Source organism: Carboxylicivirga sp. (assembly GCF_982718395.1).
Window position 1 is genome coordinate 1 of record NZ_CEXQWX010000124.1, and the last position, 18030, is coordinate 18030.

Annotated in this window: 14 protein-coding genes and 1 pseudogene; 4 read left to right on the forward strand and 11 right to left on the reverse strand. The window is 35.8% G+C overall.

Annotated features, from left to right (window positions below; all coding sequences use genetic code 11):
* Positions 1-183: 183 nt before the first annotated feature.
* The 11 genes from AC4MRQ_RS18670 to AC4MRQ_RS18720 all read right to left on the reverse strand — a co-directional run bounded on the left by AC4MRQ_RS18670 (position 184) and on the right by AC4MRQ_RS18720 (position 12962).
* A complete protein-coding gene (locus AC4MRQ_RS18670; protein ID WP_491199226.1) occupies positions 184-873 on the reverse strand; it encodes a hypothetical protein in 690 nt (229 codons plus the stop codon).
* A 61-nt stretch (positions 874-934) separates the two neighbouring features.
* The gene (locus AC4MRQ_RS18675) at positions 935-1591 is read right to left on the reverse strand and encodes a hypothetical protein (protein ID WP_491199227.1); all 657 of its coding nucleotides are present in this window, start codon (positions 1589-1591) and stop codon (positions 935-937) included.
* A gap of 78 nt (positions 1592-1669) precedes the next feature.
* Positions 1670-2101, reverse strand: coding sequence for a hypothetical protein (locus tag AC4MRQ_RS18680; RefSeq protein WP_491199228.1), 432 nt, complete (start codon positions 2099-2101; stop codon positions 1670-1672).
* Positions 2102-2784: 683 nt separating this feature from the next.
* The gene (locus AC4MRQ_RS18685; protein WP_491199229.1) at positions 2785-3687 is read right to left on the reverse strand and encodes a hypothetical protein; all 903 of its coding nucleotides are present in this window, start codon (positions 3685-3687) and stop codon (positions 2785-2787) included.
* 366 nt (positions 3688-4053) lie between these two features.
* Complete coding sequence (locus tag AC4MRQ_RS18690; protein WP_491199230.1) at positions 4054-4773, reverse strand: DUF6261 family protein; 720 nt, start codon at positions 4771-4773, stop codon at positions 4054-4056.
* Between the two features lie 571 nt (positions 4774-5344).
* Complete coding sequence (locus AC4MRQ_RS18695) at positions 5345-5848, reverse strand: hypothetical protein (RefSeq protein ID WP_491199231.1); 504 nt, start codon at positions 5846-5848, stop codon at positions 5345-5347.
* A gap of 696 nt (positions 5849-6544) precedes the next feature.
* Positions 6545-8371 carry an ATP-binding protein gene (locus tag AC4MRQ_RS18700; RefSeq protein ID WP_491199232.1) on the reverse strand — a complete coding sequence of 609 codons (1827 nt, stop codon included), beginning with the start codon at positions 8369-8371 and terminating at the stop codon, positions 6545-6547.
* A gap of 569 nt (positions 8372-8940) precedes the next feature.
* On the reverse strand, positions 8941-9312 hold the full coding sequence (locus AC4MRQ_RS18705; RefSeq protein ID WP_491199233.1) for a hypothetical protein: 372 nt from the start codon (positions 9310-9312) through the stop codon (positions 8941-8943).
* Positions 9313-9315: 3 nt separating this feature from the next.
* On the reverse strand, positions 9316-10488 hold the full coding sequence (locus AC4MRQ_RS18710) for a hypothetical protein (RefSeq protein WP_491199234.1): 1173 nt from the start codon (positions 10486-10488) through the stop codon (positions 9316-9318).
* 438 nt (positions 10489-10926) lie between these two features.
* Positions 10927-11940, reverse strand: coding sequence for a radical SAM/SPASM domain-containing protein (locus AC4MRQ_RS18715; RefSeq protein ID WP_491199235.1), 1014 nt, complete (start codon positions 11938-11940; stop codon positions 10927-10929).
* Positions 11941-11951: 11 nt separating this feature from the next.
* Positions 11952-12962: an OmpA family protein gene (locus AC4MRQ_RS18720; protein WP_491199236.1), complete on the reverse strand. Its 1011-nt coding sequence runs from the start codon at positions 12960-12962 to the stop codon at positions 11952-11954.
* Between the two features lie 258 nt (positions 12963-13220).
* Here AC4MRQ_RS18720 and dxs point away from each other — a divergent pair, with 258 nt between their 5' ends.
* The 4 genes and pseudogenes from dxs to AC4MRQ_RS18740 form a co-directional block, all read left to right on the forward strand.
* On the forward strand, positions 13221-15152 hold the full coding sequence (dxs, locus tag AC4MRQ_RS18725) for a 1-deoxy-D-xylulose-5-phosphate synthase (protein WP_491199237.1): 1932 nt from the start codon (positions 13221-13223) through the stop codon (positions 15150-15152).
* Between the two features lie 436 nt (positions 15153-15588).
* The gene (locus tag AC4MRQ_RS18730; protein WP_491199238.1) at positions 15589-16425 is read left to right on the forward strand and encodes a PKD domain-containing protein; all 837 of its coding nucleotides are present in this window, start codon (positions 15589-15591) and stop codon (positions 16423-16425) included.
* Positions 16426-17150: 725 nt separating this feature from the next.
* On the forward strand, positions 17151-17501 hold the full coding sequence (locus AC4MRQ_RS18735; protein ID WP_491199239.1) for a hypothetical protein: 351 nt from the start codon (positions 17151-17153) through the stop codon (positions 17499-17501).
* A gap of 185 nt (positions 17502-17686) precedes the next feature.
* A pseudogene (locus AC4MRQ_RS18740) lies at positions 17687-18030 on the forward strand (hypothetical protein); the annotation flags it as partial.

An 18030-nucleotide genomic window follows, 5' to 3' on the forward strand; every position in this document is an offset into this window, starting at 1 on the left:
AAATAGTTTAACCTTTAGAAAACAAGTCTTTTAGGTTTTTAGACAATCTGACGGTCTGTGTATGAAACGTAGCACAACTCCTTGCACATCAATATCAAACGGCTATTATATTTATTAATTGTTTTTACATTCGAAAACCACATCTCCGCGCTATGTTTTATACATTTTGTTGCCAGCTGTTGTTTAGTCATACTTGGATTTATTGGTATTTGTAATCGTTACATTTAGTTGCTTATTTACAATCAAATCCAATGCAATCAGAGTTGCATTCAAAGCTTTGGCTTTCTCATCATTGCTATATTTTGGTTGTTTGACCTTAATCCCAGAATGGTAATAAAGATTTCCTCCATATTCAAAATAATAAAGCACTCCGTGATTATTTAACCTTGGAATCAATTCATTTTTCTTATCTCGACTCGAAAATACATAAGCATATTTGCTTTCGAGGGTATTTATTTCTCTTGATTTATAAAAAAGAAAATGGTAATCATTGCATTTTATCTTTTTACTTGCCTTTCCCATACAGCTCTTTAATAATAGGAAATCATCAATCGAGTTATAGTTTATCCATGTAGTACCTTGTGTGGTAATAGTCAAGTCAGAACCACGTTTTGGTGAAATCCCTATAAAAATCAGTGTATCGAGTTTAATATCCTCTAATCTCAACGTTTGCTTTGTATTATCCTTTAGTTTTAAGTCGTAAAAACAGTTTCGATATAGATAAAATCCAGACGAGTTATACTCAGCCATATTGTCTTGAATCTCAAGTTGCTCACCTTTCTTAAGTATCATTAGATTCCATGTACTATCTACCTGTCCAAAAGAATCCAATTTTATAAATATTAAGATTAGTAATATAAGTCTTCTAGTCATCTGTCTATATGTTTGCGACTGTATGTCTTGCAATTGCAGGCAATGGTTTTACCAGCCGTTTTTAATTTATTCTAAACTGTAGTTCTAATCCAAAAATATGATTATTAATCTTTCCAAAATCTATTAATGGGATTCTTTCATCACCCTCAGGTATGGATTTATCTATTAAAAAAGACATTCCGACTTTTAAGGTGAACTTTTTAATGCTATATCCAAGTTTTAGGTTAAACGAGTTTTGAATAAATGGTCCACTATACTCTCCATTGCCGTCATTGACTTTAGTTGTACGAAAATGGCACAAGGATGATTCTAGGTTAAAAGAATTGAGCTCAACACCCGTAACTCCTGCGAAAGTAAAAGCACCTGCAACAAAAAGAGGATGAAAGCCTAATTCAAGTCCATAATAAGGTTTTAATATTTTGCTTTGATGAATCCTAACCATATTTAATTTCGGAAAAATCGTAAGCTTTGATTCCCCGCCATATTGAAAAACCAGGTTTGCCTTGAATGAAACTTTCGAAGTGTCATTAAAACTAAATTTTTGAGCTTTTAGAGTATTAGATGAATCAATGAACCCCAATATTAATATACAAATTAGAATGCGAGTCATTTTTTTTAATGGCTGGTAACGTTGGCCGCAGGCGTATGGAGTTTTATCCTTACTGATCTTCCAAAGAGAGCAGAGCCAAAACGTTGTATTTGTTTTTATCTTTTTCATTTCAAGAGCCAAATCAACCTTTGACGGTATTCGTCGAAGCTTCGAACCTATACTTAAACTTGTCGGCTCATTTATGCTTTATTTTTCTAAGTAATATTTCATCGGGTAGTAGATTTGCAAATCAGGAATCAAACCATTTTTTGCTGAGTCTAGTTTGTTTACATACTTAATTCCAGACTTATATATTTTAAATTCTACCAAGTCTGGAAGTTTCTGTATTTGCATATCCTGTCCAACTTTATGAATTATTATTCTATTTTCTTTGATTTCATAGAGAATTGGAGTTTCACCGCGGTCACCAAATCGGATTGTCCTTTCCTCATTATTCCAATATTGAGAATCTGTTATTTTGAAATCTGTCTTACCACCGGCTAAACCCCATACTTCTGAAATAAAATATACAGTCTTGTTATTATCAATTCTTATTTCTTCAACGTGTTTTGACGAGCATGAATGTAGATTTGGAATAAAAATAAGTAGAATAATGAAAGTTCTTAACATGTAGCGCATTATCTGAATATTTGAATTAGGGTTGTCCTTTAAATTTCTTTTTCAGCACAATGTATTCTTAGATAATGATATAGATTATCAATGTTTTTGCGGTCGAACGTATCTGTAATCTTTACACTTCCATTTTTGAATATTAGCTGAAGTTTCCTAACCTTTACGCGGTAGGCGTAAGTATTTTCATTCCATGAGATAAGCTCATTTAAGTCATAATTGTTCTTTTTGAAAAGTGACCTGATTTCTACCTGAGTTTTATTCTGTTTTATTTTAACGTAAATGTTTAAAATATGAATCAAGAAGTAGGTACAATAAAAGTCTAAGAATACTAATATTCCAATTGAAAAATAATTTGATGAAGAGTCTAAAGCTATGCATGTCAACCCTATCGATGCAATTAAAATGAATAATGCAAATAGTAAAAACATAAGAAACTTCATATATATGACTTTAATGGCTTATTCATAATCTGTAATTTGATTTCATTAATACTATTGTGTTACATTTTGTACTTTGAATTAACGGTTCGGCCATATGAAGTGGCCGGCTGCGTGTGGTATATTCGCTTTCTTAGTTTTACCTTGGTTCGAGGGGAACTGAACTTCCAAATCCCGCCAAAGCCAGGGCTACTTTATGATGACTTGTTGGCAATAGTAATTTTTATTTAAAAATCTGGTAGTTACACTATACTAAAATCCTTTGGAATTTAATTCCATGAATAGTTCGTCTTTTGAGCAATCTTTGAATAGAATAATATTTAGTACATTTCTAACATAGTTCTCTAACTGGAGAATCTTTTTTTCTAACTCTAGTTTTTTATAATTTTCGCCGTGAACAATCTTACTCCTATAATTATAAAGACTTTTCATGTTTTTATAATTTTCATTAAAGCTATCAACATTGTCAGATAATAAAATTGCAAGGTGACGTGAGCAAGTGTGAGCAATCTGATCTTTTCCCTTATTAAAAACACTCTCTAAAGCTGTCATTAGTGTTACATATTTTAATGACATTTGTTCGATTGAATAATACTCATTAAAACTTTCAAATGCTAGTTTACTTAAAGGCTTTATCTTTATATCTTTTGATAATAGTAATGCTATTTTCTCGACATCATTATCATCTATTGTGTATTCATCAGCTATAAAATTTTTTCTCATTTTATTTATTCCAATGCTTCCCCATTTCTTTGTGTTAATATCATATTGGAATTCCATTGTTTCTTCCATCATTCCATTCTTATATAACCTTAAGACTGTTACAAGCTTATTTACAAATGCTTTCTGATTTTTTTGTATGGTACTTACCTCTTGATTTGTTTCCATTCTTATAATGCGGTAAGAGTTAATACTTTTTAATAGGACCATTGGTAGTTTATCTCCTACATTTAAGTCAAACATTGGACCAATAGAGAATAAACGATAAAGGCCTGTTCGATCTCTTAACTCCGAACCAAACGATATAATTCGATCAAATTTTGAGAAAAATTCACTAGAATTATACGCTTCAAATACAAAGCCGTACTTTTTAATAACAGGATTAAGTTTTAATATAGAATCGTAAACTCGATTTAAGACAAAATAGTTATGCATTTATTATAATTCATTATTGAAATAAGTATATTGAGCTATTGTTATTGCCAACGTAGTTGTAAAAACATTGTTTTTATTTTTGCTTTATCATTACAAAAGGTGTGCTTTCCATACCATATAGGCATGAAAAATGGATTATTGATAGATGCCAAATCCTTATTTGTTGGGTCAATATATATTTCTGTTATTTTACTTGTCAAAACACTTAGGCATGATGTTTAAACAAAAATAGAAAGTTTATCGACAAATGCAATGCAACAGGACGTTATTAAATCACAGTGTCATTTTTGTATGACATAAAAACAGGAGGTGAGTTGCCTTGCGGCTATTCACCTCCTTTTTATTAACTCTATTTATGTACAAGTGTTACTCTTCGGTTGTCGATTCTTCTTTTTTAGTGCGTCTGGTAACAATCTCGTTGTTGTCGGCGATTATTTGATCGAGCACACGGCAAAAATCACCATACTTTGCACCATCGATCATATTCATGGCTCTGAGATAACCCGCCAGTTGTTTATTAATCAGCTTCAACACCTCTTTTTTAATGCTCGATGCATTGGCATAAGAGCTTTCGGCGGCTTTATCAGTTTCGTATGCCAAAAACAATGTTTCGAAACGATCCTGCGATTCCTGTACAGCAGTGAAAGCCTGGCTGACTCCTGGTAGTGTAGCCATATGTGCTTGCATCTCATCCGAGTTTAAATCTTTAATAACTGATTTAATTGAAGATGATTGGCTGCCGTAGCCTTCATTAATAATGTTAAGTCCGTAATGGTTCAATACACGCATAATGGCGATGGCGGCCATTCGGGCGGTTTCGTCAGAATTGTAGGTATTACCCAACACCTGGTAATAGAATCCCCGGTAACTATTATCACGCTTGTTATCTTCCTCTTCGAGCTCCGATTTGGTTTTAATACGTTTAACGGCAATGCTTAAATCAGTTGATTTAGTGCCAATCAAGGCCATGATGGCGTCCAGGTTCTGATCTTCGTTAAGAGAGGTTTGCTTGTAAGCGTTGATGCATCTTAATACGGCTGCATCAATCTCTGCATTGCGACTGTCATACGATAAATTTTCTGTCATTGAATTAGGTTTTAGTTAATTAAGAAATTCATAAGGTACTTAAACGATGTGAAAATTATGAAACACACATATGAATTCAAAAGCTTGAGCCAATGTTAGAAAACATATTAATTACTCTTGACTTTTATGAAGCTCTTTAGTTTGCGATGATAGGGGACGATTGTTATTAACAAAAAAAGGATTGTTCTAGCCGGGTAGATTCATCTGCGGGCTGTAAACTACACTTTTTGATTAGGGAAGGCTTTCACTCCACTAAAAAGCTTCCCTGATAATTATTTGTGTCCTTCACTTCACAGAATGTATTGCCATAGCCTTTGGGGAAGCCTTGCACTTGGGTGAAAGCCTTCCCTGAAGATTATTCGTGTCTTTCACTTCACTGAACGAGTTACTCAAGACCTTTGACAGACCATGCACTCTTGTGAATACCTTCCCTGAAGAATTTTTTGGTCATTCACTCCACTGAAAGGCTTATCTAATGGATTTTTGAATCTTTACACTGCAGTGAAAGCCTGGCAATAAAAAAGGCCCTTTCGGGCCTTCTTCTCGCTATATAAAATTGGATATAACAACGCTACCAATTAATGATGTTATAAACAATACTTATTTCGTGATTATAGAACGGTGCAGGTCTAAGAGCATAGTTATCGTATAAGTAATCAGGCTCGTGATCATAACTGCAAGAACAATTTGGATATCCAAAACCCGGCCAGCCATTTTGAGGGCTTAATATAAAGGTATGAGAGTCGTATGAATTCCAGTAGATCGTTATCTTAAATATATGCTCGTCACCATAAGGATGATAGATGTACCCTCTGGCACCCGCTGAGTTAATCTCTGCTCTGTCGAATAAAACAACATGATCATTCACAATCACCTTTCCGGACAACAAGTCTATCGGGCGGTTATTTTTATCTCTTATCAGAACCTGCACTTCTCTTTCATCATATTGGTTCTGTTCAATCTTAACCTTTACTTTTAAAAGGTGAGGATCGGTTATCTCCATATCGCTCAAAACCGACTTGGAACAACTGGTTGATAAAATAGCTATCAGTATTAAAATATATTTCGCTTTCATAACTTGTTTGTTTATGGTTATACAAGTTTCAGCTTATGTTTTCGGGCCCTGATAACATTCTCACTGTTGTATTGGTATGACATTTAAAAGGGAAAGCACACGTAGTTTAATAGTTCATTATTCCCTCTTTGCCTTCGGCGACTTACTTTTTCCATCAGGTGAAAAACTAAGGAAAAACCCCGCTGGCAGCAGCACTCATTGACCCGCTATGCATTCATTCCGGAAAAGATTTAAAAGATTTACAGATTCGGTTCCAAATCTTTTTATCCTTCATTTCATGCAGCGGGTACCCCAATATTATTGCTGAGGTCAAAGAACATAGTACCCTTTAACTGTCGCTATTCTTAATTAACACTTAGCTTCGACAGAGCGAGGGCTTGTTCCATTGGCGGGCCGGCGGTGGGGTGAATAAGAATTAATTTAATGGAACAGCAAAGAGGCTTGTCCTGCTTTGATTGTGAAATTTATTAATTCTTAGGGTGGGCGGAAGCATTAATGGGACTAGCATTTTGTTTCTTTTGTGCGATGCAAAAGAAAGCAGAATAGACCTTAAAGCAATTAGTTCCAATATATCAATTGAAATGTGATCCTCAGTAAGTTGATCTTTTACGTTTCAAATACCTTGAAATAATGTTTAGAAGATCAGTTTGATGCGGAGAAGGGAGTTAGTCTGAATGAACGAAGGTCTTAGGAATTTTAGTATCCATTGCTTGGCACATATCGATTGATGGTTGTGAGCAGATCTTCGTAGCCAATTGGTTTTGCAATATAATCATCGCAACCAGCCTCACGCGATTTTTCTTTTTCTTCAGACATGGCATAAGCTGTCTGTGCAATGACAGGCACTTTATTGCTGATATTTTTAATTTCTTTCGTGGCTGTATAACCGTCCATTAGGGGCATTTTAATGTCCATCAAAACCAGGTCAATGTCATTAACCCGCTTGAAAACATCTACAGCTTCTTTACCATCGCGAGCCCATATCAGACTTGCATTGGAAAGTGCCAAAGCTACTTCAATATATCTGAAGTTGTCTTCTTCATCTTCAGCAACTAAGAATGTTTTGCCTTCCCAATTAAAATCACGTACAGGTTCTTTTTTGTCCTCTAACGATCCTGCCGGCACAGCTAAACGGTGATACGGAAGAGTGAAATAGAAAGTAGTACCAACAAATGCTTCTGATTCAACCCAAATTTCACCACCCATAAGAGTTACCAGATGTTTAGCTATGGATAAGCCTATACCAGTGCCACCGTACAGACGTTCCTTATCACTATTAAATTTAGAGAATCGTTCAAAAATCTCGTTTTCTTTCCCTTTAGGCAGGCCTATTCCGGTGTCCTTTACATAGAAACGTAAAAACTGATCATCTTCCTGCGTGTAACCAAACTCAACAAATCCTCGTTCGGTGAACTTGACGGCATTGCCAACCAGATTTATTAATATTTGTTTCAACCGATGTTCATCCGATAAGATGCGGATATTTTCGTCACTGACACCTTCTTTCAGGTATAACTTCAGATTAAATAAACCACGGCGTTTAATGTCGTCTAAAAACGATTCATACACCTCCATCATTACTTCGTGTAACTTACATGGAGCATTTTTTATCTGAAGCTGACCACTGTCTATTTTTGAAATATCAATTATGTCTTCAACCAGTGTTAGCAGGTTTTTGCCGTTGATGCGAATCAGGTTAATAAACTCTTCTTTTTCCGTTCCACTAATGTCAGGATGAGAAAGTAAGTTAGAAAAACCAAGGATGGCATTCATTGGTGTGCGAATCTCATGCGACATATTTGATAAAAATGCCGTTTTCAAATGATCGCTTTCTTCTGCTTTGCGCTTGGCAAGGGTTAAATCTTCATGTTCACGCCTTAATAGACGGCGGTAACGAGTTTCTTTTTCGAGGTTAAAAATAAGACCATTTATCAGGCTTACTAACGGGAAAAGAGTGACTAAAATGATTACCAAAAATATGATCGATGATTTAAGGTAATCATTGAAAGGAATAGTTGCCTCAAAAGGAACTTTTATCAATGAACTATAAAGCAGAACACCAATCAAAAGAAGTGTTGATGAAATGGTGACTACTGACATCCACGCTCTCTTTTGTCCAACTAAAATTCCGGATAGTAAGGCATACGATATAAAGAAAGCATAACCAAGCGATGAATTATCACTTTCGAGCAACGAGTACACACCGATAAGGTATATGAGAAACAAGAGCCATGACACCCTGAACTTGAAAGGTAGACTTCGAACTGTGGTTGCAAATACTGCTGAGAAAAATACGAATGATGAAAAAACTGCGTAGGTATATTCGCCCTGTTTAATAAATGAAAGCCCCAGATACAAATAGACTATCAGCCCTATAAATATCACACCAATAGAGAAATAGTGGAAAATACGTTCACGCCAATAATGCAGACCATCACCTGAACGCAAGGTGGTTGGACCTAACCTCCTTCGTATAAAAACATCCAATATTCTGTATAATCTTGCCCTAGTAACTTTTCCCATCGTTTGTTTAAGGCATTATATTGTGCGAAACTTCAACGGCCTTCTTTTAGAATTCTTGCTAAAGTTAAATAATTATAGCAGTTAAACTATTTATTTTTTCGAAATTTTACCGAGTGTTTTATTAACAACCGATATGCGGTGATTAAACGTGGGGAGCGCATTTGCATATTAATCTGCTAAAGGAAATCTATTGCTGATCGAAACACTTTCAATATATGTCATATAACTGATTTCGACTTATTTTCTTTCAGCTGTGTTGATGCATTAGGATTTTTATTAGGATTAACTTTTTTCAAAAGTCACACGTTTTTCCCTTTCTCAATTGCAAGGAGCTTCTAGTTATCTTCAGGAGCTTCCTCTGATCGCTCTAAATCTAATAAAAATTACCAAGGCAATTGCTTCAAGTCCAAAAGGCTGCCTCCCCACCAAAGTAAGTTCATATTTTACAAAAATATGCCTCCATTAACAGAGGCATTAGCATGTTTGTCATTTTAAAGTTTCTTATTTACAATTTATTGTAATTTATTCTTTTAGATTTATTAAGTGTTAGTATTATGTCCTTTTTTAAATTATTTTTCATACAATCCTCTATAATGGATACTGCTTTCCGAACTTTCTTGATATGGAAAATTATATTCTTCTGAAAAGAAGTATGAATACCAATTCCAAAAATGTAAAGGTTTTCGTTTGAAAGTTCTGGATAAATCTGTATCCGCATACTTAGGTTCATCTTCTTGAAGTTGTTTAAATCTTAAATGAAGTCTTTCTATATTCCCTCCTTTATAAGGATTATAGTTGAATTTGTATTTACCATCATAGGTTTCATAAGTATATACGTGTCCTACACCTAAAACAACTAAATTGATCATGCCACCAAAAACATTGCTTAATGCAATTATCAATATTAAAATGGCTATAATTATCTTATTTTTTTTTCTCATTTTTTAATTATTACAATCATTTCTATTATATGGAGAAGTACCTCCTGTTATATTGCGACTTGCACCATTGGGTAAGTTCATGTTTCTTATATCTTGACCCAAACAACCCGGATTTGATCCACCTTTGGTTCCATATGAAGAATAGGTATCAGGTAAGTTAAGTCCACCTAATTCTGCGATATCAAGTGCAAAATCTGTACAATTATAGTCATACAAGTCATATCCATTATTATTGTTTGTGATGTAATTCATAATTGCATTTAATTGCGAAGATGAAATTTCAATTGATATGGAAACATCAAAATCAGCGCCTGCATCATCTCCATATGCTCCATTGTCAGTGGTTCCGGGCTTGCCTGAATTTTCAGGATAAAAGCCAAAACTAGAGCGATTATTTCCTTGTGTTATATTAATATAAGTGTGCCCAACATCGCCTGAGTTAGATACTACACGGTCACTATTTGCGATTGGTTGATTAACATATATTGTTAATTTAGCCTTTGCATTTAAGTTTAGGCATTCTAAATATTCCTCAATATCTATAATGGGAATATCTGGAGCGGGTACTGGGTCTGGAGCTGGTGATGATCCGGAACCACCAATACCGCCACCTGGTAAAACAATATCGTCGCCACCCCTTGAATAATCATAATCATCCCAATCATCTGAAGGATCATCACCATAAACGTCTACTTCACCAATTATTACGCCACCATGGCATAACATACATTGTTCTGGAAAGGAGCTTGATTTTAGTTTAGAATATTGTTTTTCACCCAAAGCTTCTAATACGTCATGTGTAGTAAAATCCACTTGTTCATTTAAGCTTTCTAATCCTGAGGTGTTTAAAGGATAACGCAGGTACTTTTTTGAAATATTTTTATCGATAATTTCGAACATTACTTTGCCCTTAATGCCCTCCTTTTCTGATATTACAGGAACGGTAATGAAATACCCTCCTTCCTTTATTTTATAAGAACTCAACTGTTGCCATTGGATCTCATTTTTTTTGAATACTGAATCATTTTCAATTGATTTCATTAATGCTCTTTCTAGTTTATTAGTTTGGAAAGAGGAAGCATCGTGTTGTTCAGTATCTTTTTCACAACTCACTGATATTGCAAAAATTATTAAAAGATAAAACCCAATTTTTGATGCAACTTTACTTACTTTCATAGTTTTGATTTAGAATGTTTATTTTAAATAAATCACACAACAAACAAAACTAATATGCATGTAAAGTACAATCCTCATTTGTTGGTATTTTTATACCTAAGTCTGGTAAAAGTAATACCATAAATACCTGTGAGTAAACTTTTAATTGTAGACAGAAATTCCGATGTGTGAAATAATGGAATATATGCATTTATATCCTCTTTTTGTCGTAGGTAAATGAGGTGAAATTTCCTTTTCGATTATATCTTTGCTGAGTACTATGTACATGAGGTTGTAGTATTTGGTGACTGTCAATACAAAAATCTATAACCTCAAACTTTTATTTAAATTTTCATTAGTCGAGACGACTTCATAATCTATCGTTTTTATTTCTCTTGGTAAATCTGTTTTGTTGCAATTCAGTATTCCGTTTCGAGGTATACGCAGAAGCAGCTATAGTCAAAACAGGCGCCTACCTTCCGGGCAGTTATTACATATCTTAATTTGGCTGCGGTTGTTATGAATTTGGTTCTTGAAACTCATGCTTTTTTCTCCGTTCCAGATGTCATCGAAACTTTGCATGATAATATTCCCAAAGGCAAAATCGGCATCTTTATCATAACAACAGGGTGCAATATGACCATCCCAGGTTGAAGTCGCCGAATGCCATTGTTTCCAACAACGGTTTCTCTCTTTTCGCTTCAGTATTTTCCCTAATTCATCCGCATAGCGACTGTAACGCGCGTTAATTGGTGGACGCATGGTGCCAAAGCTGTTAAATTGAGCAGTTTTTATTTCAAGCTTATCAACCTGTAATGAACGGGCAAGTTTCCTTACTTCTGTTAGTTCATGTTCATTGTGGTGAAATACCAGAAACTGCATGACGACAATAGGGAAAAGTGAACCTGCTGTTTTTTTAGCAGCTACAACCTGATTAATACTTTCCTTGACCTTCTCAAAGTTACCTCCCACACGATATAAACCATAACTTTCCTGGCTGGTTCCATCAACCGAAAAAATCAGTCGGGTTAAGCCATTTTCAACCAGGTTTTTTGCCAACGTTTCATTCATAAAATGCCCATTGGTGGATGTGGATGTATATAACTTCCTGTCTGATGCTTCCTTTACCATATTTCCAAACTCAGGATGCATTAATGGTTCACCCTGAACATAAAGATTAAGATAGATCAATTTGTCAGATAGCTGATTGATTAACTGTCTGTAGTGCTTAAGCTCCATCATTCCCCTTGGTCTTTTGAGAAGATTTGCTCCTGTCGGGCATTCGGGACACTGAAGGTTACAGATGCTTGTTGGTTCGATGGAAAAGGCAACGGGGTGTCCGCTATGCTTAAAGGATTTCCCGTAGTAGCTTCTCAAATAGGATGTTACTAAGTACAACGCATTAACCATTCGGCGCCAGGACAGGACTCTGATTAAAGCCCATGCTTCTAACAAAAATGCCCTGATAGCCATCGGTTTTGGGTTTAGTCAATTAGTTTAAGAACTTCGTTCCAATTTGGAGCTAATATTATTTCAGTCCTCCTGTTTTTTTGTAGAGCAGCACTCGTATTATCATCAACTACAGGAACATATTTGCTACGTCCGGCCGCGGTGATACGATTAGGATTTATTTTGCTGTTGTCAATTAATATTCGCACAACAGTTGTTGCTCTTTTAACACTCAAGTCCCAATTATCTTTTAAAGCACCACTTCCCCGGTAAGGCACGCTATCCGTATGCCCTTCAACCAGAATATCAATATCTGTGTTTTGCTCAAGTACTTTGGCTATTTTAACCAAGGCTGATTTTCCTTGTTGATTGACTTCATATTTACCTGATTGAAACAAAAGCTTTTCCTCGAGCGAGACATATACTTTCCCGTTCTTCATTTGTACCTGCAGTTCGTCACCAGAGAATCCTGTTAGCGCGTCACTGATGCTTTGTTTTAAGGCATGCATGGCTTCGTCCTTGGATTTCAGCATCTGTTCCAATTCAACCAGTCTTTTGTTTTGTTCGTTTAACATGGCTTGTGCAGCATCCAATTCACTTTGGGCATCGTCAAGTTTCCTAATCTTTTCATTGATGGCTTGTTCGGCCAATGCCAATTCATCCTCTCTTTTTTGCAGATCTTCCTGGAGTTTCTGAAGATAAGCCAGCAACTTTTTATTGTCAGCCGTATTACCTCTATTATTCTTAAGCCCTTCAAGAGCCTCGGTATAATTCTCATTCAAATCGTCGTAACGTTGTTGTAAACGTTCCTTTTGTTGCTTAAGAAGTTTCAGGTCTTCTTGTATCTGCTTTACCTTGTTTTCAGATCTTTCTAAATCTGATGATAGCTCACGGTTTTCAACCTCTAAGGCATTATTGCTTTTTGCAAGATCATCAGATTTCTCTTCTAATTGAGTGTTTTCGTCCTTTAGTTCTTCAAATTGCTTCAAAGGGATACAGGCTGAGAATAGCAATGTTATCCCAGCAAGGTAAAATATGTGCTTCATCACTTAAGTTGTTTTCCCTTCAAAGATTGCAAAAATAGATGAAAGGTCAAATCGAAGCTCCACTGTGAATTGACAATCAGATGTAACAAAATGAGTCTGCGATAAGTTGATTCTAAGGCATTTCATATTTTTATTAACAAGTCTTATTAACATCCAATGTAAATAAGGAATTGTATACTTCCATTTTAGCATTCTTATTATCTTTGCGCAGTTAAATACGCAATGAAGCGCAATTTAAATCAGCTCATAGAGTAAAATATGAAGGATGGCTCAAGCCGCTTGCTGGATTCAATTAATTCACCTGCTGATCTGAAAAAGGTTGCAGAGGAGAATTTACCACAAGTCTGTGATGAATTACGAGAGTTTATAATAGATGCCCTGTCATGTAACCCGGGACACTTTGGTGCCAGTCTGGGTGTGGTTGAGCTATCTGTTGCTCTTCATTATGTCTTCAACACGCCCGAAGACAAAATTATTTGGGATGTGGGGCATCAGGCCTATGGGCACAAGATTCTGACCGGACGTCGGGATGTGTTTCATACCAATCGTAAGTTTAAAGGCATAAGCGGATTTCCAAATGTTTTTGAGAGCGAATATGATTCATTTGGTGTAGGTCATTCGTCTACTTCTATATCGGCAGGTCTTGGGATGGCAGCCGCTGCTGCTTTGAATCATGATAAGGACAAACATGTGGTCGCGGTGATTGGCGATGGCGCTATGACTGCGGGAATGGCTTTTGAAGGCTTAAATAATATGTCATCTTTGAAGGCTAATATGTTGGTGATCCTCAATGATAATAACATGGCCATTGATCCGGCTGTGGGAGGTTTTAGTGATTACCTGGTGGATATCGCAACATCTCAAACATATAACAAGTTTCGTTCTGAAGCTTTTAAGATGTTGGAGAAAATGAAACTGACAGGTCCCCGATCAAAGGAGATGATCACTAAATTAAATAATTCTCTGAAGAACCTGTTGACCAAGCAGACTAATATATTTGAGGGGCTTAATATCCGTTATTTTGGTCCGGTTGACGGACATGATGTAGATCATTTACGAAAGGTATTAAGTGATCTGAAAGATATTCCGGGACCAAAAGTATTACATGTGATCACTAAGAAAGGTAAAGGTTTCAGGTTTGCTGAAGAAGATCAAACGGCCTGGCATGCTGTTGGTGATAAATTTGATAAAATAACCGGGAAAAAAATAGTAAACAAGCCATCGGTTCCTAAACCACCAAAGTTTCAGGAAGTGTTTGGGAATACTATAGTTGAACTGGCCGAGAAGAATGACAAGATTGTGGGTATCACACCAGCTATGCCAACAGGTTGCAGCCTTAATATCATGATGGAGAAAATGCCGGACAGAGCATTTGATGTAGGGATTGCGGAGCAACATGCTGTTACTTTTTCCGCAGGATTGGCTATTGAAGGCCATGTGCCATATTGTAATATCTACTCGTCGTTTATGCAGCGTGCTTACGATCAGGTGATACATGATGTAGCGTTGCAGAAACTTAATGTTGTTTTTTGCCTTGATAGGGGAGGCTTGGTAGGTGCTGATGGTGCCACCCACCATGGAGCCTATGATTTATCCTATATGCGCGGTATACCGAATATGATTGTTTCATCACCTATGGACGAAGAGGAATTACGCAACCTTATGTATACGGCTCAATTACCTGACCAGGGACCATTTACCATTCGCTATCCACGTGGTAATGGCTCATTAATTGACTGGCAACGACCATTTGAGGAAATAAAAGTTGGTACCGGGCGTAAGCTTAAGGATGGTGATGATCTGGCCATTATTACTATTGGACCGATTGGAATTAAAGCAAGCCAGCTGATTGCCAAACTGGAAAAAGAAGGCGTATCAATGGCTCACTACGATATACGTTTTGCTAAACCTTTGGATGAGGTATTACTTCATGATGTTTTCAAAAAGCACGATAAGGTTATAACGATTGAGGATGGTACAATTATTGGCGGAATGGGAAGTGCTGTTTTGGAGTTTATGGCAGATAATGGTTATTGTGCCCGTGTCAAACGATTGGGAATTCCGGATGAATACGTAGAGCATGGTACACAAACTGAGCTTTATGGTGTTTGTGGCTTTGACAAAGAAGGAATTGAGAAAGCGATGCGAGCAATGATTAGTGATAAGTATATTATTCAGGAAAAACAATAATCTTAGTTTGACTTAAAATCTTGAATTCTCATATTGAGTCTTTCTTAATTCTTACCATTTCAGAGAAAGTACAATTTAATTTGGTATTTAGATTAGGGAGTACAACAAACTTCCCTTAATTCAAAAAATCTTCTTCAAGAGAGGATTATATCTACTTGCTTTGGATGTAGTTTCAAACTATACCATCATATCTTAATTTCAATGTAAAGATTGGGTATATAGAAGTGTAAAATCACCCTACTCTTGGAGGAGGACCGCTCGAAAATAAAGCAGCGTCTTCTGTATTTGTAAAGGTACTGATTGCATTTAATATCTATCATAACCAAACCCACTTTGTTAAGTTTAGAACATTATCTATTGGTTTTAAAATTTTCAAATTCCGCCAATAGCTTGGCATGGATATTGTAACAAAACGCTGAAACTAAAAACATAATCTATGACACTAACATTACCTAAATTATTTTTCTTGGCACTATTATCTTTTAGTATTTATGCCTGTGATTCCAATGACGACAATGAATATCAACCACTGCCCGAACTCAAGTTTCAGACACAACGTCTGCAAAGCGATATTATGTCGTCTAGTACTAATCGAACACTATTTCTTGCATACGATAGTATTGAATTCACTTCTGATATAGAAGAAATGGACTCTTGCACGTGGGAATTTGGAGATGGAAATTCTACCAATTTGAAATCACCTGCTCATATGTACACAGCTCCCGGGGAATATGCTGTGAGGCTGACTGGATATCTTCAGGGCAATGAAATGCAGTACGAAAGTATTGTTAAGGTGCATGCTTTGAAAGTTTCTAACATACAGGTGGGATTTTTGTATCCAGGAATGGAGCTAAGGCATACAACACGGACAAAGGCACCTGATGACTTAAATGTATATTTACTTATTGAAGATAATAAGCTTAAGGATGAGAGTTCTTTTACAAAGGTTTTGGAGCGGACAATATTGTATCGTAGTCAAATATTTAATATCGATCAATCTCCTGAAAAATGGTGGACCGATTGTTCGGTAGAGGATGGACCCGAAGTTCCTCCAGTACATAACCACCTGGTGCCTGAGAATATTAACTTTCGATTGTGTTATGAGAGTGAAGGGGAACATGTGTTGTTAAGTGGGGAGAGATACGATCCTTTGTTGGGCCTTGATGACACATGGCTGGAACCATTCCAGAACTCGCATGAAGATGATGAACATTACGCAATAGGTTTTGCAGGTCCTAATGGAACGTTGTATGTGAATTGTACGTACGAATAATACAAAGCTTTTAAACTATTCCTTAATTTCGATTAACACCATCCCATCATATCATCAATGGGAAGATAAGATATAAAAAAGATGCAGAACTATTCTACACTTGATGGAGGGATTGTTCCCGGAGCTTTTGAAGTATATTTTTAATATGAAACTCAAGAAAGTGCTTTAGTATAATTAAAGCACTTTCTTATAATTTAATTTTATTGGATGTTTTTGGCTTTATTTGACAAATTTCAAATCGGATTCTAACAAATAAAGCTGGTACTCACCTGTATTATCTAAGGTAACTACTTCTTAGAGTTCCTCTATTTTTATATAGCGAAAACAGGTTAACTTTTTTGCAATATTAGACTCATTTTTTCAGTAAGCATTTCCAAATATTGCTATTTCTGGTTTTATTTCTGCTTAACTTTCATATTCTCCTAAAAACTGTCATTGTATCTAAATAGACTAAAATTGACTCTTCAAAATTAATTCGTTCTCAAGATTGATCTTCTGCAATCCATAATTGTGTTTTAGCATCAAGGATGATCGGTAACAATGATCAGAGAAGACTGTCATAACTATATTATCAATACTATGTATGAGGGCCGCTTTTATTTGATTCAATGAGTAATTGTTGGTTTAGGTGAATCAGTAAAAAGTATCAGTGATTAAGTATTCTATATAATTTGATTACATGAAACCACTCTACTTTTGTATTAAACAAAAAAAGGAAGATTATTATGAAGTCTAAATTAATTTTAATGCTATTAGGATTGCTTTCACTTTTTTTCGGATCGTGGGCAGGGGCAGAAGCTTTTAAGGATACAGCACAACCAATTAGCACAATGGCTTTAATGGGAATGATGGGTTATCTTTTCCATGCATTAGTCATTTTTATGTCACTCACATTTCCTGCAGGTATTCGTAGAAAGTTAACCTTACTCATATTAGCATGGCATATACCAGAAACCATTTTGATAGCTATTTTTGGTATGGGAATACCGGAAGATACGCAATTATCGGGTATCGTAATTCATTCAACCTTTAGCGGGCTGGCGCTATTATCATGGTATCTTGACAAAAAAGAGTAATACTGGTTTCTTTATGTCGGAGATATTTAAATAATAAAAAACTTAAACGGTCATGTAATACCAGGTTTAAGGCGTTCTGAATGAAAACCATTATTGAAACAGGTTCTCAGTTGAATATTATAATTTTAAAAGATCATTTCCGCAGGAAGGGGGAGGTGTCGTCACATAACATTAAAAAGTAGGCAATGAGCAAAATTATTAATGTAAAATCAATCTCAGAGTTACATCTTTTATTTGGCAATACGAAACCTAAACATCCGTTGATTACAACGATTGATTTCTCCAAACCTGAATTTGCAAAGCCTGACTATGAAATAGGTACGAAATACGTTTTGGACTTTTATTGTGTATCACTTAAAGATTTCAAGGGGGTAATGAAATATGGAAGAGGTAACTATGACTTTGAAGAGGGCACCATGGTTTTCCTTTCGCCTGGGCAAGTTATAACTATTGATGAAGAGCCTGATCCGGATGTTAGAGATATTTGGGGCTTGTTTTTTCATCCCGATCTGATTCGTTTCTCAACTCT